The organism is Streptomyces sp. NPDC045021, from assembly GCF_056432645.1.
On sequence record NZ_JBWKIQ010000016.1, the window covers coordinates 125,199 to 142,878 of the forward strand.

Below are 17,680 nucleotides of genomic sequence, written 5' to 3' on the forward strand. Positions count from 1 at the left end.
ACGATCAAGACGTGTGGTTCCGACGCAGGTGGGTGCTTATGCGTGTTCTAGTGCAGATACGGCTAGCCCCGGACGTCACCTCTGCGGTCATCGACGCACCGGGCAAGCAGACTGCTGAGGACGTTGCGGGCTATATGTCGGGCCTACAGCTAGACCCGTCGTATCCACCGCTTGCCATGCCGATGCCCCTTCCCAAGCTGGAGGGTGGCGACCCCCTGTCGTTGCGACAGCCATTGACCTTCTCAATGGAACCCGACGAAGCCAGCGTGTTGGTCCGCGGAGAGATCGCGGATGATGAGGTCGCGCAACGGCTAGTGATACTAAGTACGCATCATCCAGAGATCGTCGGCGTATTCTCCGACCCAGTCATCGACGTGCTCCCGAATTGCCCAGAAGGTCAAGATCCCGTAGGCACGTGGGAAGACGTACACCACGCGCTCCACGTTGCCGATCTTCGTAAGAGAGGTCTCGACGGCAATGGGGTCGCCGTTGCGATCGTAGATACCGGGATCAACGCTGCACAACTTGGCGAATCGCACCAGGATGTCAGGGTCGACGAGGATCGCAGTTGGAGCCCCTCTGGAGTTCCGCACGTTCCGGGGCGCTTCCCTGTAGGACACGGGACCATGTGTGCCTTTAATGTGCTCATCGCAGCCCCGAAAGCCGAACTCCTTGACCTTTCAGTCTTGCGATCCCAAGCGCCGGGCCGGACTGTAATGGAAGGGCTACTGTCTGATGCTGTTCGGGCGTACGCGCACCTTCGGCACGTACTTGAGTCGATGCCCGAAGGCGGTCGACTGGTGGTGAGCAACAGCTGGGGGCCTTACAAGCCGCAATGGGACTTCCCCCCCGGCCATCCCGGTAACTACTCCGACAGCCTCGTCCATCCGTTTAACCAGGCTGTAACGAACCTGGAGAGCGCAGGAGCGGATGTCCTGTTCGCCGCCGGTAACTGCGGGAGGGAATGCGCGTCAGCCACGTGCAGTTATACGAGTCGCCCCATCGTGGGTGCTAACTCGCACCCACAAGCGCTCTCGATCGGAGGCGTCGATGTCAACGGGGACAGGGTGGGGTACTCGTCACAGGGGCCAGGACGACTCTCCCGCCATAAGCCAGATATATGCGCATACACTCACTTTCTCGGCTCCCAGGCGCGTGGTGTGGGCCTCCCGGATACCGGGACCTCGACAGCCTGCCCCCTAGCGGCCGGCGTCGTCGCGGCGCTGCGATCCCGCTGGTCAGCGGGATCGCTGAGCCCCGAAGCGATGCGGCAGGTGATTACGCACACAGCGCGTAGCCGTAACGGTTTGGGCTTCGACGACGATTACGGGTATGGGGTCCTTGACGTCCTAGCGCTACTCGAGAAACTTCCGTCCGATTAACTGGTGGTGCAGAATGATCAACGGTCGCACACTTCTCGTCACTGTGACCATACCGCCTGGCATGACTTTCAGGCAGGTTCGAGACCTCCTGGATCTTGCCGCTGACGAGATCGACGAAGAGTACGGCCTTGTGCCCCTCAACGCCGACCAGGGCAAGTATGTGCTTCTCGTGTCGGAGCAAGCCGCTGAACGCCTTGAGGGCCCAGCGGCTTCCGACGGCGTGGAAGGGGTCTACTCCAATCCCGCGATCTACCCGTACGTGTAGGAGCTGACCAGGAGTTTGGTAATCGAATCTGTGATGGTCTCACCCGACACGGGACCTCACGCTGACCTTGAATACGTGTTGTTGTTGGGGCTTACGGACTGTGGCCCCGGCGGTATGCGGTCTGCATGAGACGTGTGCAGGGCGGCGGGCTGACCGTCGTCCGTCGGGATGGGAGCCCCGACGCCCGCCACGATTCAGCCGCACTCGCCAACGAAGCCCCATCCATCCCGGAGCCTGAGCGCCCCGCCGGAGGCATGTCTTTGGCTGGCGATCGGGTCTCGTCTCGCGCCCTCGGGCCAATCCAGCCGGCGCGCGTCGGCGGCGGCAGCGCGAAGCGGGCCGGAGGCAGGAGCGCACGCGCGGGCCAGAGCCGGGAAGCGCGCCCGGCGGAGCGGCAGCGCAGCCGGGTGCCTTGAACCCGTAGGGAAAGCACGGCCGCTCCTGCAGGCATTCCGCGCGGCGCTCCCCCTCACCTCAGTCGCTCTGGACCGAGCCTGGTCCGGAACTGCTGGTCAACGGCGGGAATCGGGTGAGACAGGGCGAGACATTGCCGTCCTTTCGATTCTTGTGCGAACACCGGTCGTTGGAACGGACTGAGGCCCTCCGGGCTGCGTTTTCGCAGCTGGGAGGGCCTCTCGCTCGGCCTAGAAGAAGCCCAGTGCGTTCGGGCTGTAGCTGACCAGCAGGTTCTTGGTCTGCTGGTAGTGGTCGAGCATCATCTTGTGGTTCTCGCGGCCGATGCCGGAGTTCTTGTAACCGCCGAAGGCCGCGTGGGCCGGATAGGCGTGGTAGCAGTTGGTCCAGACGCGGCCGGCCTGAATGGCGCGGCCGGCGCGGAAGGCGGTGTTCATGTCGCGGGTCCAGACGCCGGCGCCCAGTCCGTAGAGGGAGTCGTTGGCGATGGAGACGGCGTCGTCCAGCTGGTCGAAGCGGGTGACGGAGACGACGGGGCCGAAGATCTCCTCCTGGAAGATCCGCATGCTGTTGTCGCCCTCGAAGATCGTCGGGGCCACGTAGTAGCCGCCGGAGAGGGCGCCGCCGAGGTCGACGCGTTCGCCGCCGGTGAGGAGCTTGGCGCCCTCCGCGGTACCGATGTCGATGTAGGAGAGGATCTTCTCGAGCTGGTCGTTGCTGGCCTGGGCGCCGATCATCGTGCCCGTGTCGAGGGGGTTGCCCTGCTGGATCGAGCGGGTGCGCTCCAGGGCGTCGCCGAGGAAGCTGTCGTAGATCGACGACTGGATGAGGGCCCGGGACGGGCAGGTGCAGACCTCGCCCTGGTTCAGGGCGAACATCGTGAAGCCTTCGAGGGCCTTGTCGTAGAACTCGTCGGGGGCGGACGCGACGTCGGCGAAGAAGATGTTGGGGCTCTTGCCGCCGAGTTCGAGGGTGACCGGGATGATGTTCTGGCTCGCGTACTGCATGATCAGCCGGCCGGTGGTGGTCTCGCCGGTGAAGGCGACCTTCGCGACGCGGGGGCTGGAGGCGAGCGGCTTGCCGGCTTCGGTGCCGAAGCCGTTGACGACGTTGACGACGCCCGGCGGGATGAGGTCCTGGACCAGATCCATCAGGTACATGATCGAGGCCGGGGTCTGCTCGGCCGGCTTGAGGACCACGCAGTTCCCGGCCGCGAGCGCCGGGGCGAGCTTCCAGACGGCCATCAGGAGCGGGAAGTTCCACGGGATGATCTGCGCGACCACTCCTAACGGCTCCTGGAAGTGGTAGGCGATGGTGTCCTCGTCGATCTGCGAGATCGCCCCCTCCTGGGCGCGCAGCACACCGGCGAAGTAGCGGAAGTGGTCGATCGCCAGCGGCAGGTCGGCGGCCAGCGCCTCACGGACCGGCTTGCCGTTGTCCCAGACCTCGGCGACGGCCAGTTCGGTGAGGTGCTGCTCCATCCGGTCGGCGATGCGGTTGAGGAGGGCCGCCCGTTCGGCGGGGGCGGTACGCGACCACGCGGGCGCCGCCGAGTGCGCCGCGTCCAGGGCGAGTTCCACGTCCGCGGCGGTGGAGCGGGCTATGTCCACGAACGCCTGACCGGTGACCGGCGTCGGGTTCTCGAAATAACCTCCCTCGACCGGGGCGGTCCATTCGCCACCGATCCAGTTCTCGTAACGGGAGGGGAAGGAGGCGGGGCTTCCAGAGTTTCCAGGGGGCTGATAGACCGTCATGAGCCTGCTCCTTTGGTCGTGCCGAGAGCTGATGCCGCGCACGCTACTGCTAGTGAACGCGCTCGGCCAGATGGCTTACGCACTCTCGCGTGACGGTCAGGTCGGCGAGCATGATGGGGTCTTGCGCGTTTAACTGACACGCGTCGGACAGCGGTCGGCAGGGAAGGGACGCCAATGACGGCACCTGCGAAAGAGGAGGCCGCAACCGGAACCGCGCGTGAACGGCGGCCGGGCGGCGTGGTGGTGGACTGGCTCACCACGACCGATCACAAGAAGATCGGCCATCTCTATCTGATCACGTCATTCGGGTTCTTCCTGGCGGCCGGGCTGATGGCGCTGATGATGCGCGCCGAGCTGGCCCGCCCCGGACTGCAGTTCATGTCGAACGAGCAGTTCAACCAGTTGTTCACGCTGCACGGCACAATCATGCTGCTGCTCTTCGCGACGCCGGCCTTCGCCGGTTTCGCGAACGAGATCATGCCCTTGCAGATCGGTTCGCCCGATGTCGCGTTTCCGCGGCTCAACATGTTCTCGTACTGGCTGTATCTCTTCGGAGCGCTGATCGTCCTGGGCAGCTTCCTCGTCCCGGACGGGCCCGCCGGCTTCGGCTGGTTCGCGTACGCGCCGTTGAACAGCGCGATCCGCTCGCCCGGAGTCGGCGCCGATATGTGGATCATGGGACTGGCGCTGGCCGGTTTCGGCACGATCCTCGGTGCGGTGAACTTCCTGACCACGATCATCGGAATGCGCGCGCCCGGCATGACGATGTTCCGGATGCCGATCTTCACCTGGAACGTCCTGTTCACTTCGATCATGGTCCTGATGGCGTTCCCGGTGCTGGCCGCGGCGCTGCTGGTGCTGGAGTCCGATCGGCGCTTCGGCTCGATGGTGTTCGCGCCGCAGAACGGCGGGGCGCTGCTGTGGCAGCACCTGTTCTGGTTCTTCGGCCATCCGGAGGTCTACATCATCGCGCTGCCGTTCTTCGGGATCATCTCGGAGATCCTCCCGGTGTTCTCGCGCAAGCCGATCTTCGGCTATCTGACGCTGGTCGGCGCGACCATGGCCATTACCGGGCTCTCCATGGTGGTGTGGGCCCACCACATGTTCGTGACCGGCTCCGTGCTGCTGCCGTTCTTCTCGTTCATGTCGTTCCTGATCGCGGTGCCGACCGGAGTGAAGTTCTTCAACTGGATCGGCACGATGATCAACGGTTCACTGTCGTTCGAGACGCCGATGCTGTGGTCGATCGGCTTTCTGGTGAGCTTCCTCTTCGGCGGGCTGACCGGCGTCATTCTTGCCTCCCCGCCGCTGGACTTCCACGTCAGCGACACCTATTTCGTCGTTGCGCATTTCCACTACGTCGTCTTCGGGACCGTGGTGTTCGCGATGTTCGCCGGTTTCTACTTCTGGTGGCCGAAGTTCACCGGGAAGATGCTGGACGAGCGGCTGGGGAAGATCCATTTCTGGACGCTGTTCTTCGGATTCCACATCACGTTCCTGGTGCAGCACTGGCTGGGCGTCGAGGGAATGCCGCGCCGCTACGCGGACTACCTGGCCGCCGACGGATTCACCACGCTCAACACGATCTCGTCGATCGGCGCGTTCCTGCTGGGAATGTCGACGCTGCCGTTCCTCTACAACGTCTGGAAAACGGCGAAGTACGGCGAGAAGGTGACGGTCGACGATCCCTGGGGATACAGCCGCTCCCTGGAGTGGGCCACCTCCTGCCCGCCGCCCCGGCACAATTTCGCGACGCTGCCGAGGATTCGCTCCGAATCCCCCGCCTTCGATCTGCACCACCCGGAAGTGGTGGGCATGGCGCCATCGGTGCTGGACGCCGACAAAGCGCCACTGGACAAGCCTCACTGACCCGGCCGGCCCGGCTGACCGGCCGGCCCGGCTGACCCGCCGTCACCGACCCGCAGTCACCGACCCGCCCTCACCGACCCGCAGTCAGGCCACCCTGCGTCACTTCCGCAGCGTCCGCCGGGCCTTGCGTCCCGCTGCCAGCGCCACGTCGCCGACGGTGTACGCGGCGCCCAGCAGTTGTCCGCCGGCCGACACCACGGCGGCGCGCCCGCGACCGCCGCGCCGGGCCCGCGTGTCGAGCAGCCGCTGGAAGAGGGTCTCGTGCAGCCGGGCGATGCGGTCCGGGTCGTACTGCTCGCCCTTGGCCGATGCCGCGCGGCCCATCGTGGCGCGCAGTTCGTCGTCGTTGATCAGCCGCAACAGGGCGGCCGCCATCGCGTCGATGTCGCGCGGCGGTACCAGCAGGCCGTCCACACCGTCGGAGATGATCTCCCGCGGGCCGAGCGGGCAGTCGGTACTGACGACGGGCAGGCCGGCCCGCATGCCCTCGACGATCGTCATGCCGAAGGACTCCATGCTGGAGGAGACGGCCAGGATCGACGCCTTGGCCAGCTCCGGCTCCAGCGGCGAGGCGGGTCCCATCAGCTGGACGGCGTCCTGCGCCCGGAGCTCGACGACGAGGTCGGCCAGCTTCTTCCGCTCTGCGCCCGCGCCGTACAGCCGCAGGGTCCAGTCCGGCCGTTCCGCGGAGACCTTGGCGAAGGCCCGGATCAGGTCGTCGTAGCACTTCGCGGGGGCCAGCCGGCCGGCGGCAACCACGACCGGTTCGGTGCACGGCGAGGGATCGGTGCCGGAGGCGGGCACGCTGTTGGGCACCGGGGTGACCCGGACCCCCGGAATCCGGCGGCGGTAGGCGGCGGCATCGGCCGCGGTCGTGGTGACCACCGCGTCCAGCCGCGGGTACAGCCGCCGCAGCAGGAGGACGAGCTTGGTGGAGTGGGTGTCCAGGGTGAGGTGCTCCTGGGCGACGCGCACCATGGTGCGCGGGGCCTGCCGGGCGATGTGCACGTTGAGCCCCGGGCGGGTGCCGACGACGACGTCCGCGTCCAACCGCGCCAGGTGGCGGGCGATCCGTTCGTCGGTGAGGGCGCTGTAGTGGTCGTGACGGCGGTCGGACGACGGGAAGACCGTGGCGGGGGTGCGGCGCCGGGGATCGTCGAGGTCGGAGTCCTGGCTGTCCTTGCGCAGATCGACCAGGTGCCGCAGCCGGACGCGGGGGTCGTAGGCGAACAGCGGCTCGTCCAGGTGCCGGAAGACGGAGACGATCTCCACATCGTGCCGCTCGGCCAGCTTGCCGGCGAGGTTGCACGTGGTCCGGATGGTGCCGCCGATTCCGTACGCGTTGTGGATCAGGAATGAGATGCGCATGCGTTTGTGTGTCTCCCCGTTGCCCGGCGGATCCCCCGCCCTTCGTCGTCCGCGGACGACAGACGGACGATAGCAAGATCTGGCCCATTTCCCCGGCCGCGCCCAAGGGGTGACGGTCACGCCCAAGGGGTGACGGTCACGCCCAAGGGGTGGCTGCGGCTGGACACCGCCGGACAGGCACTAGGGGCGGTAGGGCAGCTGGGGCACGGTGAGGCAGTCGCTGTCCATGTCCCCGCCCTGGGTGACCCAGCCGCCGTGGCCGCCCGGCGCGCCGTCCGACCAGCGGGCGACGGACAGGCAGGTGCGGCGGGTGGCGGGCGGATCCGGCAGCGCGGCGAAGGTGACGGGAGCCAGCAGTCCCCGGGCGTCGTAGGGCTGCGCGCGGTCCATGAACCGCTCGACGCAGCCGCGGTCCGCGGCCGCCCCGCCCGCGGTGCAGCCGGTGAGGGCGTCGGTGAGCCACATCGCGGCGGCCCAGCCCTCCAGCTGCCACTGGGAGAACTGCCCGGCGTCCTTGCCGTGCGCGCGCTGCCAGGCGGTCATGCCGTCGCGGAAGGCGGCGACGGCCGGCTGTCCCGTCTCGTCGTAGTTGCGGCTGGCCGAGGTGGCCCACAGCGCGTTCCGGCAGCCGGCCGCGTCCTGGTAGTCGGCAGGCACGGTCGACGCCCAGTTCTGGACGTTGGTGACCTTGGCGGAGACCGTGACACCGGCCGCCTGCATGGCCCGGCACAGCTGGCCGTTGCCGTGGGTGTCCATGGCGTCGAAGAGGATGTCGACACCGCGGGCGCGCAGATCGGCGGCGACGGCGCGGAAGTTGGGCAGGGCGAAGTCGACTTGTTCACTGATCGTCTTGTATCCCTCGGCGCGCAGCCCCTGCAGAAGCTGCTGCGCGTACCGCGCCGAGGCGGACTGGTTGTAGTAGACGACGGCGGCGGTGCGGGCCTGCTGCCGGTCCTTGAACCAGCGGTAGACCTCGGTGCCCGCGTACAGCGTGCCGCCCCAGCCGGGGGTGCCCTCGCGCGGGGCGTCGCTGCCGTAGATGCCGTACAGGTGCGGATAGGTGTCGTACGCCGTGCCGATGGGGATGCCGCCGATGTCGGGAACACCCTTGCCGCTCACGTACGAGGCTCCGGCGTAGTCGAGGGCGCTGGTCGCCACCAGGGCGAACACCTTGTCCTGGTCGACAAGTCGGCGTACGCACTCGTTGTTGCCCACCCCGCTGCCGCCGTCGTCGCAGGTGACCGCCTCCACCCGGTGCCCGTTGACGCCGCCCCTGGCGTTGAGCGCGTCGAGGTAGGCGAGCGCGCCGTCCCGCGGCCCGCTGAACGCTCCCCCGCCGACCGGGCTGGTGGCGCTCGTGACGATCCCGACGCGGACCGTCGCCGGAGTGGAGGCCGTCGCGGACGGCGGGTCGGCGAAGTCGCGTTCCGGCAGCCGGCTGCCGCAGCCCGCCGCGACGAGGGCCGCGGCGAGAGCGAGCGCCACCACGGCGGTACGGGACGAGGCCATCGGCGTACGGGACGAGGGCATCGTCGTACGGGACGAGACCGTCGGTGTACGGGACGAATGCATCGACGTACGGGACGAGGCCGTCGGCGTACGGGGCGAGGCTGTCACCGGACGGTCAGCAGCCCGGCGCGGGAGTGCCGCCGGAGTCGAGGGCGGTCAGGGCGCAGAGGCTCTTGACCGACACCTTCCACACCTGGTCCTGCAGCACGGACGTGCCCAGGGTGTTCGGCAGCACGTCATTGCCCTCCAGCGAGAGCGTGTACGTCACCTCGGCGGCCGTGGCCGAGGTGAGATGGACCTGGCTGACCTTCGCCCGGACCTGTCCGACCCGGGGGTCGCCCGAGAACGCGGCGAGCAGCAGCCCGAGTTGGTCGCCGTTCTCCAGCAGCTTGCTCTTCTCGGGGATGCTCGTGCCCGGGGCGAAGAACTTCTCCCAGTTCTGCCGGATCTGCTGCTCGGCCGCGCCGCTGTCCGCCGGCGGGGAGCCGCCGGTGGTCGAGGGCATGGTCGAAGCCGTGTCCGAGGGGGCGCCGGTCGGGCCGCCGGACGCGGAGGTCGGTGATTTCGACGGCGTGTCCCCGCCATCCCCGCCGCCCCCACAACCGGTCAGGGCGACCAGCATCGCCGTGGTCAACGCCATCGCGACCAGCGTCGCGCGTGCGGAACGGACCATGTGCCCCACCATCCCCCGGCTCGGACCGTACGGTTCGGGGTATTGCCCCCAACGGCATATTGGCGCTAATCGGTGAACATGCCCATACGCGGTGAGAAGCAAGATGACGCCACACCCGCATTCGTCCCGTGGGGCGCGTACGTACACCGGGCCGGCTGGCTCCTTCTCGCGGCGGGCGCCGTGCTGTGCGTGCTCGGCTGGTACGGGGTCGCGGGCGAGAGGTACGCGGAGCGTCAGATTCCGTACCTCGCCTCCTCGTCGATCCCCGGCGCCGCCCTCATCGTGGCGGGCGCGCTGCTGATCGCCCGGCCGCCCGGCCCGCTGGAGCGGACGCCGCTCGGAGAGGCTGCGCCCGGCGCCGGGGCCCGGGCGGCGGAGCCGGCGGTGGACGGCGCGGGGGCCGGGCCGGTCGCCGCTTCCACCGGCCCGCCCGTCGCGGTCCCGGGCGGCACCCTGTTGCACCGCCCCGACTGCCCGCTGGTGCAGGGCAAGCCGGAGGCGGCGCCGGCCGCGCCCGGTGACATCAGGTCCAGGGCCCTGACGCCGTGCCCGGTGTGCGAGCCGGGCCGCTGACGTGGCGTCGCTGACCTACGACCTCACCCTCGCCGGGCTCTCGGTCGGGAGCGCCGCCGCGCTCACCGGTATCGGTCTGGTGGTCACCTATCGCGCGACAGGGGTGTTCAACCTCGCGCACGGCGCCATCGCGATGGTGACCGCGTACGTCCTGCGGGAGCTGGTGGTGGTCCACGGCTGGCCGCTCGCGCCCGCTGCCGCCTTCAGCCTGCTGGTGGTCGCGCCGGGCATCGGACTGGCGCTGGACCGCGCCGTGTTCCGGCCGCTGGCGGCCCGCGAGGCGGGCCCGGCCGAGACGCTCGTCGCCACGCTGGGGGTGTTCGTCCTGCTGGTCGGGGCCGCGTACCTGGCGTGGGGAGGCGACGCACGCGGCGACGCGCCCGTCATCGTGCCGGACGATCCCTGGGCGCAGCTCGCCGCGGTGGCCGCGCTGGCGGGCGCGGTCGGCGCCGTCACCCGCTGGACGCGGTTCGGTACCCGGCTGCGGGCGGTCGTCGACGACCGGCGGCTCGCCGTGCTGGGCGGGATCGACGCGGACCGGGTCGCGGCGGCCGGCTGGGCGTTCGGTGCCTTCACCGCCGGTCTGGGCGGGGTGCTGCTCGCGCCGTATCTGCGGCTCGATCCGTACGGGCTGTCGCTGCTGGTCATGGAGACGATGGCGGTCGCCGTCGCCGCCGGGATGCGCAGCCTGCCGGTGGCGGTCGGTGTCGCACTGGCGGTGGGCGTCGGGCAGAGCCAGCTCACCCGGCTGCATCCGCGGGGCAGCTGGCAGGAGCCGCTGCTGCAGGCGGTGGGCGCCAACCTCTTCGTGGTCGCGCTGCTGATGGCGGCCCTGCTGATGCCCGCGATCGGTGAGGCGTCGCCGGGCGCCGCTCCCCCGCCACCGGTCACCGCCCGGTTCCGGACCCCGCCCTGGGCGTGGGCGGTCTGCGGGATCCTCTTCCTGCTGCCGCTCGGCCTGGCGGGCACCGATCTGACCACCTCCGTCCAGGTCCCCGCCATGGGTCTGATCCTGCTCTCGCTGGTCGTGGTCACCGGTCTCGGCGGCCAGATCTCCCTCGGGCAGGCCGCCTACGCCGGGCTCGGCGCCCTGTTCACCGCGCTGCTCGCGGCCGGCCGTTTTCCCGCGGTGCCCGCGCTCCCCGAACTGCCCGCGCTCGCCCTCGCGGTGCTCCTCGTCGCTCCCCTCGGGCTGCTGACCGGTGCGCCCGCCGTCCGGCGCCGCGGCCTGGCGCTCGCGCTGGCGACGTTCGCGGTGGGGGTCGCGGTGAGCCGCTTCGTCTTCGCGCAGCCGTACGCCACTTCGGGGCTCGAGCTGCGGCGCCCGGCCGGGTTCACCGCCGACCGGGCCTACTACGTCCTCGAACTCGTCCTGCTGGCCGCCGCGCTGGCCGCCGTGCACCTGCTGCGCCGTGGCAGGACGGGCCGCGCCCTGGCGTCGATACGCGATCACGAGGCGGGCGCCGCGGCGGCGGGGGTGCCGGTGCCCGTTCTGAAGCTGTGCACGTTCGTGGCGGGTGCGGGGTTCGCGGCACTGGGCGGCGGGCTGCTCGGAATGGGCGTCCGGGCCTTCGACGTCGCGGCCTTCGACCCCCTGCGCGGGCTGCTGTGGTTCGCCGCCGTGCTCGTCCTGGGCGCGGACAGCCCGCTGGGCGCGATGGCCGCTGCGGCCCTCCTCGTCGGCCTCGACGCCGGCACGAAGGAAGGCGTCGCCGCCGCGGCCGTCGGAGTCCTCGCCGTCGTGCTCGGCCGCACCCCCGGCGGCCTCCCCGCCCTCCTGCGGCTCGGACACCACCCTCCCGTCGCGGCTGTCCCGCCGCCGCGCGGCCGCGGACGGCTCCCGACCCGCCGCGGAAAGGCCCGCGGGGCCGCGGCAGCCGGCGGAGCACGGCTGACCGCGCGGCGGATATCGCTGAGCTACGACGGCATCGCGGCCGTCGACGGAGTCGACCTGATCGTGCCGCCCGGCCGGGTGACGGCGCTGACCGGGCCGAACGGGGCCGGCAAGAGCACGCTGTTCGACTGCCTGTGCGGAACGGCCCGCCCGCAGCGCGGCCGGGTGCTGCTGGACGGCCGGGACATCACCCGGCTGCCGCCGCACCGCCGGGCCCGGCTCGGACTGGCCCGCACCTTCCAGCAACTGGCCGTCTTCCCGGGGCTGAGCGTCGCCGAGAACATCAGGATCGGCGCGGAACAGGGCGCCGTACGCGACCCGGAGGCGGTCGAACGGATCCTGCGGCTGCTCGCGCTGGGACCCGTACGCGACGCGCCCGCCGCGGGCCTGCCGACCGGCACGCTGCGCCGGGTGGAGCTGGGACGGGCGCTGGCGGGCGCGCCCCGGGTGCTGCTGCTCGACGAGCCCGCCGCCGGACTCGACAGCGCCGAGGTCGGGGCGCTGGGCGACGTGCTGCGCGCGCTGGCCGCCGACGGCATGGCACTGCTGCTCGTGGAGCACGACCTCGAACTCGTCGGCGCGCTCGCGGACATCGTGTACGTGATGGCCGACGGTCGGATCACCGCGGCGGGCCCGCCCGGCACGGTGCTCTCCACCCCGCCGAGGCCGGCGGCGGCGCCGGAGACCGCGCCGGAGACGTGGGGCTCGCGATGAGCATCGAGATCGCGCTGCACGGGGCGAGGGTGCGCTACGGCCCGCTGGAGGCGTTGCACGGGGTCGACCTGGCGGTCCCGCGCGGCAGCGTCACCGTGCTGCTCGGCCCCAACGGCGCGGGGCGCACCACCGCGCTGCGCGCGCTGGCGGGCTCGGTGCCGCTGAGCGCGGGCCGGGTGCTGTGGCGGGGCACCGACGTGACGCGGCTGCCTGCGCACCGGCGGGCGCGGCTCGGGCTGGCATTCGTACCGGACCGGCGCCCGGTCTTCGGCTCGCTGACCGTGGCCGAGAACCTGGCGCTGTTCACGGACGACGGGCCAGGACCCGGCGCGGGCCCCGGATCGCTGGACCCCGGATCGCCGGCCGCCGGTCGGAACGGCAGCCGGCAGCGCGCGCTCGCGGTGTTCGAGGTGTTCCCCGAGCTGCGCCCGCTGCTCGGCCGCCGGGCGGGGACGCTCTCCGGCGGCGAGCAGCGGATGTTGGCGCTCTCCCGCGCGCTGCTGACCCGGGCCCGGCTCGTCCTGCTGGACGAGCCGGGCCTCGGGCTGTCACCCGGGGCCGCGGACCGCGCCTACGGGGCGCTGGCGGGCCTCACGGCGGGCGACGGGAGCACCGTCGTCGTGGCGGAGCAGCGGCTGCCCGCCGCGCTGCGCCCGGCGACCACCGTGGTCCACGAACTGCGGCGCGGGGCTGTGGTGTTCACAGGCGAGCCCGTTGAGCGTCCGGAATGAGCAGCGTCGTGCCCACGTCGAGCTGGTCCGGGTCGGAGCCGATCGCCTTCTGGTTGACCCGGTACAGCTCCTGCCAGCCGCCGCTCACCTTGAACCGCGTGGCGACCGACTGCAGGGTGTCGCCCGCCTCGACGACGTGCACCCGGCCGGTGAGGCCCTGTTTCTTGGCGCAGACCGGCCAGGCGGACCAGCCCTGGGCCCGCAGTACCTCCTGGGCCACGGCGATCTGCTGGGCCGGAGTGGCCAGGTCGGCCCGCGGTGCGTACTTCAGGCCGCCGAACTCCTCCCAGGTCGGCTGCCAGAACTGCAGGCCGCCGTAGTAGCCGTTGCCGGAGTTGATGTGCCAGTCGCCGCTGCTCTCGCACATCGCGAGGCTCTCCCACACCGCTGGGCGGGGGACCTCCGGGGTGCCCGCGTGGACGGCGGCTCCGGTGGTGGGGGGCGTGTCGCCGTGCGCCGGTGGGGTGTCGGCGCGGGCGGACGCGGCGGAGAGCGGGAGCAGAGCGGCCAGGACGGTGGCGGCGGCTGCCGCGAGGACCATCGCCCGGCGCCCGACAAGTACGTTCATGCGATGAAATGAGGACTGGTCGTTCATAGCGGGTCACGCTAAGCACGTCCCGTCCGTTTCCGGCCCGCGCCGCGCCCGGCGCGCCGGGCACCCCACCCGGTCGGAGCAACCACCGCGAGCCACCATCAACGCCGGACGTCGCGCCGGACGTCGCGCCGGGTCGTCACGCCGCGGAGGACGTCACCAGTTGGGCCACCAGGCGGGCAGTCGGACGGCCAGCGGAGCTCCCGCCGCCCCGGACGTGACCGCGATCGCGGCGCGCTCCTGGCCGCGGCTCGGCTGCTCGGCGGCCCGCGGCTGCTGCGCCTTCGGCCGCACCGTCTTCGTCTTCGGGGGCGTCGCCTTGGGGGTGCCCGCGGACGGCGCGCTGCCGTACGCTCCGGCACGGCGCGCGCAGACCGGCCACGCTCCCCAGCCGCTCGACCGCTGCACCTTGGTCGCTATCGCGATCTGCTGCTCGCGGGAGGCCCGGTCGGCGGTCGGGGCGTACTGCGTGCCACCGTTCGACCGCCAGGTTCCGGCGGCGAACTGCAGTCCGCCGTAGTAGCCGTTGCCGTTGTTGATGTGCCAGTTGCCGCCGCTCTCGCACTGGGCGATGCGGTCCCACACTCCGCTGTCGGCTGCCGCGGCCTGCCCACCCGCGGCCAGGACGGCCAGCGGGCTCAGTGCCGCCACGCCGGTGAGCACAGCGATCATTCGGTACTTGGCCAAGACCATGGATTTCCTCTCCACGGACCCGGGGTTCCCCCTCGTGCCTTCAAGAACGTCCACCGGCGCGTCGAACGCCGGTGCCCGTCCGAACCCGGGCGGTGCACTTTGCACACGAGCCGAGAACCTAGACACCCCAGGTGCCCCGAATCAACCAAATCCGGTTCGTTGCAGGCCACTTGACGGTTACCCGAAGTAAGGACGTATTTTCGCCGCCCGGTTGACGCGTCCTTGTCAGGCTAAATCGGTATTGGCCCCGAGCCGGCTGTGACTCAGCTCACCGCTGCAGGAACTTCCCTCCGTGCGGAGGTTCGACATGGAGTGAGCCCTTCCGGGTAATCCGTCACCCTGCGCACCCGGCGGCGGGATCGGATGGGCCACAGGGCGTGACCCTCACCACAGGTCGTCCGTTGTCACTATGCGCCGGGGAACGCCCTGCGCAGCAAACCGCAGCCGCACAGTCAAGGAGGCCTCCGTGCCGCCCATGCTCGACGTCAGCGCCGAGGTACGCGCCGAGATCGGCGAGGAGGAGGCCACGCGCCTGCTCGCCGGGGAGAACGCCCCGGGGACGTACGACTGCACCTCCTGCCGCACCCCCGGCGACACCGGCCAGGAGCGCACCAGCACCGTCCTGTTCGTCAGCGACGAGACCGCGGTGCTCGCCTTCGCCCACGCCACCTGCATCCCCTCCCAGGTGGTGCCGGTCTCGGAGGAGCAGCTCCAGGGCGCGGTGCGCAGCATCACCGCGGACGACGCGGCCGGCGGCCCCGTGTCCGCCCTGGTGGACGGCGCGCGGGAGACCGCGGCCACGCCGCGCCAGGCGGTGCTGGGCATCACCTGCGGGCTCGTCCTGGTCGAGGGAACGCTCCGCCCGGCCCTGGTGGTCGAGCCGACCGGCGCCATCAGCCGCCCGGGGTCCACGGCCGACGGGGACGACTTCCTCCCGCTCATGATCGAGCAGGGCTTCATGCCCCAGCTCGACCTGGCGGTGCCGCCGCCGGCCCTGAGCGGCTGGTCGGTGCTGCTCGCCATGGGCCAGCTGCACGCGGTCCTGCAGCCCGGCACGAACGGCGGCCCTGCTGTCTCCTGGTGGCAGGCCCACCAGCCGCTGCAGGTGAGCGACGGCTGGCGCAGTGCGGTGAACCGCACCAACGAGGTGTACGTCTACGCGGCCCCGGCCGACTCCATCGGCCGGCAGCCGCGCGAGGACCTGATGCGGGACGCGCTGGAACGCGCGTCCGGGCGCGGCCTGCTGGTCGGTGCGACGATGCCGCTCTCGGGCACCTGAGCGGGCGGCGGAGCGTTCGAACTGAGGCGCCACCGACGGAAGGGGCGCGTACGGAAAACCGTACGCGCCCCTTCTCGTGCGACCAAAGATCCGCATTTACCCCGCACTGCCCGCATCTTGGACGGTAAGCAGTCGTTGGCACATTCGTGCACACCTTTGACGCCTTCTCCCGAGCCCCCTACCAGAGCCAGATTCCGTCGATGCGCAGCGCGCAGGAGCCCTCCGGGGTCGGCACGGGCACGCCGATCTACGACGCTCTCTACTCGGAGTACCGCAGGCTGTTCCGGGCCCTGCCGGGCGACCGCTCCGGTGAGGAGGCCATGCAGTTCAACGCGTTCTCGTGGCACGAGCAGCCGTACGACGTCGCGCCCGGCCGGCACCGCGGCAACCGTCCGGCCGCGGCGCTGCCGCCGGGCCGCACCGACAACCGCATGTACGGGCTCTGACAGGTCGTGGGAAGCGGGCCGCAGGGGCCCGCTTCCCACCGACCCGGACTACTTGTTGCGGCCGCGCTTCTCGCGGACCCGCACCGAGACCTGGATCGGAGTGCCGACGAAGCCGAACTCCTCGCGCAGCCGGCGCTCGACGAAGCGCCGGTAGCCCGCCTCCAGGAAGCCCGAGGCGAAGAGCACGAAGCGCGGCGGCCGGGTGCCGGCCTGCGTCCCGAACAGGATGCGGGGCTGCTTGCCGCCGCGGATCGGGTGCGGGTGGCCGGCGACCAGCTCGCCGAGGAAGGCGTTGAGGCGGCCGGTGGGGATGCGCGTCTCCCAACCCGCGATGGCGGCCTCGATCGCCGGGACGAGCTTCTCCATGTGACGGCCGGTGAGCGCCGAGACGTTCACCCGCGGCGCCCACTGGACCTGGACGAGATCCTGCTCGATCTCGCGCTCCAGGTAATAGCGGCGCTCCTCGTCGATCTGGTCCCACTTGTTGTAGGCGATGACGACGGCGCGCCCGGCCTCGACGGCCATGGTGATGATGCGGGTGTCCTGGACGCTGATCGACTCGGTCGTGTCGATCAGGACCACCGCGACCTCCGCCTTGGTCAGCGCGGCGGCGGTACGCAGCGACGCGTAGTAGTCCGCGCCTTCCTGCAGGTGCACGCGGCGGCGGATACCGGCGGTGTCGATGAACTTCCAGGTGATGCCGCCGAGCTCGATCAGCTCGTCGACCGGGTCACGGGTGGTGCCGGCGACCTTGTCGACGACGACGCGGTTCTCGCCGGCGACCCGGTTGAGCAGGCTCGACTTGCCGACGTTCGGACGGCCGATCAGCGCGATACGGCGCGGGCCGCCGATGCCCTCGCCGAAGGTCATCGCGGGGGCGTCGGGAAGGACGGCCATGATCGCGTCGAGCAGGTCGCCGGTGCCGCGGCCGTGCAGCGACGAGACGGCGTGCGGCTCGCCCAGGCCCAGGTTCCACAGCGCGGCGGCGTCCGCCTCGCCGGACTGGCCGTCGACCTTGTTGGCGGCCAGCACCACGGGCTTGCCCGACTTGCGCAGCAGCCGGACGACGGCCTCGTCGGTGTCGGTCGCACCGACCGTGGAGTCCACGACGAAGACGACCGCGTCGGACGCCTGGATGGCGAATTCGGCCTGGGCGGCGACGGAGGCGTCGATGCCGAGGACGTCCTGCTCCCAGCCGCCGGTGTCGACGATCCGGAAACGGCGGCCGTTCCAGTTCGCCTCGTAGTTGACCCGGTCGCGGGTGACGCCCGGCTTGTCCTCGACGACCGCCTCTCGGCGGCCGATGATGCGGTTGACCAGCGTCGACTTGCCGACGTTCGGGCGGCCGACGACGGCGAGGACCGGGAGCGGGCCGTGGCCCGCCGCCGCCAGGTCGCCTGCGACCTCTTCGAGGTCGAAGCCCTCCTCCGCCGCGAGTTCCATGAACTCCGCGTACTCGTCTTCGCCGAGCGCGCCGGCGTCGCCGTGTTCGTTCTGGTTGTCCATGAAAGCTTCTCCGTCGAT

General features: G+C 70.7%; 16 protein-coding genes. 8 read left to right on the plus strand and 8 right to left on the minus strand.

From position 1 onward, the window contains the following. Positions 1–320: 320 nt before the first annotated feature. A complete protein-coding gene (locus tag AC07DC_RS35625) occupies positions 321–620 on the minus strand; it encodes a hypothetical protein (protein ID WP_478918768.1) in 300 nt (99 codons plus the stop codon). Here AC07DC_RS35625 and AC07DC_RS35630 point away from each other — a divergent pair. Then, the gene (locus AC07DC_RS35630) at positions 510–1,382 is read left to right on the plus strand and encodes a S8 family serine peptidase (RefSeq protein ID WP_478918756.1); all 873 of its coding nucleotides are present in this window, start codon (positions 510–512) and stop codon (positions 1,380–1,382) included. The two genes, AC07DC_RS35625 and AC07DC_RS35630, sit on opposite strands and share 111 nt — an antisense overlap. A 61-nt stretch (positions 1,383–1,443) precedes the next feature. Then, on the plus strand, positions 1,444–1,647 hold the full coding sequence (locus AC07DC_RS35635) for a hypothetical protein (protein WP_478918701.1): 204 nt from the start codon (positions 1,444–1,446) through the stop codon (positions 1,645–1,647). A gap of 644 nt (positions 1,648–2,291) precedes the next feature. Here the strand turns inward: AC07DC_RS35635 and adh are convergent. Further along, complete coding sequence (gene adh, locus AC07DC_RS35640; RefSeq protein ID WP_478918702.1) at positions 2,292–3,815, minus strand: aldehyde dehydrogenase; 1,524 nt, start codon at positions 3,813–3,815, stop codon at positions 2,292–2,294. 174 nt (positions 3,816–3,989) lie between these two features. Between adh and ctaD the strand changes: the two genes are divergently transcribed. Further along, positions 3,990–5,684, plus strand: coding sequence for an aa3-type cytochrome oxidase subunit I (gene ctaD, locus AC07DC_RS35645; RefSeq protein ID WP_478918703.1), 1,695 nt, complete (start codon positions 3,990–3,992; stop codon positions 5,682–5,684). Between the two features lie 99 nt (positions 5,685–5,783). Here ctaD and AC07DC_RS35650 read toward each other — a convergent pair whose 3' ends face one another. From AC07DC_RS35650 to AC07DC_RS35660, 3 genes are all read right to left on the minus strand, one after another. Further along, positions 5,784–7,052, minus strand: coding sequence for a glycosyltransferase (locus tag AC07DC_RS35650; RefSeq protein WP_478918704.1), 1,269 nt, complete (start codon positions 7,050–7,052; stop codon positions 5,784–5,786). 180 nt (positions 7,053–7,232) lie between these two features. Beyond that, positions 7,233–8,561, minus strand: a complete 1,329-nt coding sequence (locus AC07DC_RS35655) for an ABC transporter substrate-binding protein (protein ID WP_478918758.1) — start codon at positions 8,559–8,561, stop codon at positions 7,233–7,235. A 115-nt stretch (positions 8,562–8,676) separates the two neighbouring features. After that, entirely contained in the window at positions 8,677–9,234 is a 558-nt protein-coding gene (locus AC07DC_RS35660) for an MTB12 C-terminal domain-containing protein (protein WP_478918705.1), read from the minus strand. A 78-nt stretch (positions 9,235–9,312) separates the two neighbouring features. Between AC07DC_RS35660 and AC07DC_RS35665 the strand changes: the two genes are divergently transcribed. The 3 genes from AC07DC_RS35665 to AC07DC_RS35675 are packed head-to-tail and all read left to right on the plus strand — an operon-like array spanning position 9,313 to position 13,146. After that, positions 9,313–9,807, plus strand: a complete 495-nt coding sequence (locus AC07DC_RS35665) for a hypothetical protein (RefSeq protein WP_478918707.1) — start codon at positions 9,313–9,315, stop codon at positions 9,805–9,807. A gap of 1 nt (position 9,808) precedes the next feature. Continuing rightward, complete coding sequence (locus AC07DC_RS35670) at positions 9,809–12,415, plus strand: ABC transporter permease subunit (RefSeq protein ID WP_478918709.1); 2,607 nt, start codon at positions 9,809–9,811, stop codon at positions 12,413–12,415. Then, positions 12,412–13,146 (plus strand): ABC transporter ATP-binding protein, encoded by a 735-nt coding sequence (locus AC07DC_RS35675; protein ID WP_478918710.1) that lies wholly within the window; start codon positions 12,412–12,414, stop codon positions 13,144–13,146. The genes AC07DC_RS35670 and AC07DC_RS35675 overlap by 4 nt, the downstream gene beginning before the upstream one ends. Here AC07DC_RS35675 and AC07DC_RS35680 read toward each other — a convergent pair. Together AC07DC_RS35680 and AC07DC_RS35685 are read right to left on the minus strand one after the other, a co-directional pair. Then, positions 13,115–13,714: a LysM peptidoglycan-binding domain-containing protein gene (locus AC07DC_RS35680; protein ID WP_478918711.1), complete on the minus strand. Its 600-nt coding sequence runs from the start codon at positions 13,712–13,714 to the stop codon at positions 13,115–13,117. The two genes, AC07DC_RS35675 and AC07DC_RS35680, sit on opposite strands and share 32 nt — an antisense overlap. A gap of 180 nt (positions 13,715–13,894) precedes the next feature. Continuing rightward, a complete protein-coding gene (locus AC07DC_RS35685) occupies positions 13,895–14,410 on the minus strand; it encodes a transglycosylase family protein (RefSeq protein ID WP_478918759.1) in 516 nt (171 codons plus the stop codon). 487 nt (positions 14,411–14,897) lie between these two features. Between AC07DC_RS35685 and AC07DC_RS35690 the strand changes: the two genes are divergently transcribed. Together AC07DC_RS35690 and AC07DC_RS35695 are read left to right on the plus strand one after the other, a co-directional pair. Beyond that, complete coding sequence (locus AC07DC_RS35690; RefSeq protein ID WP_478918713.1) at positions 14,898–15,710, plus strand: hypothetical protein; 813 nt, start codon at positions 14,898–14,900, stop codon at positions 15,708–15,710. 200 nt (positions 15,711–15,910) lie between these two features. Next, positions 15,911–16,156 carry a hypothetical protein gene (locus AC07DC_RS35695; protein WP_478918715.1) on the plus strand — a complete coding sequence of 82 codons (246 nt, stop codon included), beginning with the start codon at positions 15,911–15,913 and terminating at the stop codon, positions 16,154–16,156. Positions 16,157–16,204: 48 nt separating this feature from the next. Here the strand turns inward: AC07DC_RS35695 and der are convergent, their stop codons facing one another. Beyond that, positions 16,205–17,662 carry a ribosome biogenesis GTPase Der gene (gene der / locus AC07DC_RS35700; protein WP_478918716.1) on the minus strand — a complete coding sequence of 486 codons (1,458 nt, stop codon included), beginning with the start codon at positions 17,660–17,662 and terminating at the stop codon, positions 16,205–16,207. Positions 17,663–17,680: the final 18 nt, after the last annotated feature.

Excerpts from the sequence above, each read along its gene's own strand:
- AC07DC_RS35635 (WP_478918701.1), top strand. The coding sequence starts at position 1,444 with ATGACTTTCAGGCAGGTTCGAGACCTCCTGGATCTTGCCGCTGACGAG.
- adh (WP_478918702.1), bottom strand. The coding sequence starts at position 3,815 with ATGACGGTCTATCAGCCCCCTGGAAACTCTGGAAGCCCCGCCTCCTTC.
- ctaD (WP_478918703.1), top strand. The coding sequence starts at position 3,990 with ATGACGGCACCTGCGAAAGAGGAGGCCGCAACCGGAACCGCGCGTGAA.
- AC07DC_RS35650 (WP_478918704.1), bottom strand. The coding sequence starts at position 7,052 with ATGCGCATCTCATTCCTGATCCACAACGCGTACGGAATCGGCGGCACC.
- AC07DC_RS35655 (WP_478918758.1), bottom strand. The coding sequence starts at position 8,561 with ATGGCCTCGTCCCGTACCGCCGTGGTGGCGCTCGCTCTCGCCGCGGCC.
- AC07DC_RS35660 (WP_478918705.1), bottom strand. The coding sequence starts at position 9,234 with ATGGTCCGTTCCGCACGCGCGACGCTGGTCGCGATGGCGTTGACCACG.
- AC07DC_RS35665 (WP_478918707.1), top strand. The coding sequence starts at position 9,313 with ATGCCCATACGCGGTGAGAAGCAAGATGACGCCACACCCGCATTCGTC.
- AC07DC_RS35675 (WP_478918710.1), top strand. The coding sequence starts at position 12,412 with ATGAGCATCGAGATCGCGCTGCACGGGGCGAGGGTGCGCTACGGCCCG.
- AC07DC_RS35680 (WP_478918711.1), bottom strand. The coding sequence starts at position 13,714 with ATGAACGTACTTGTCGGGCGCCGGGCGATGGTCCTCGCGGCAGCCGCC.
- AC07DC_RS35685 (WP_478918759.1), bottom strand. The coding sequence starts at position 14,410 with ATGATCGCTGTGCTCACCGGCGTGGCGGCACTGAGCCCGCTGGCCGTC.
- AC07DC_RS35695 (WP_478918715.1), top strand. The coding sequence starts at position 15,911 with ATGCGCAGCGCGCAGGAGCCCTCCGGGGTCGGCACGGGCACGCCGATC.
- der (WP_478918716.1), bottom strand. The coding sequence starts at position 17,662 with ATGGACAACCAGAACGAACACGGCGACGCCGGCGCGCTCGGCGAAGAC.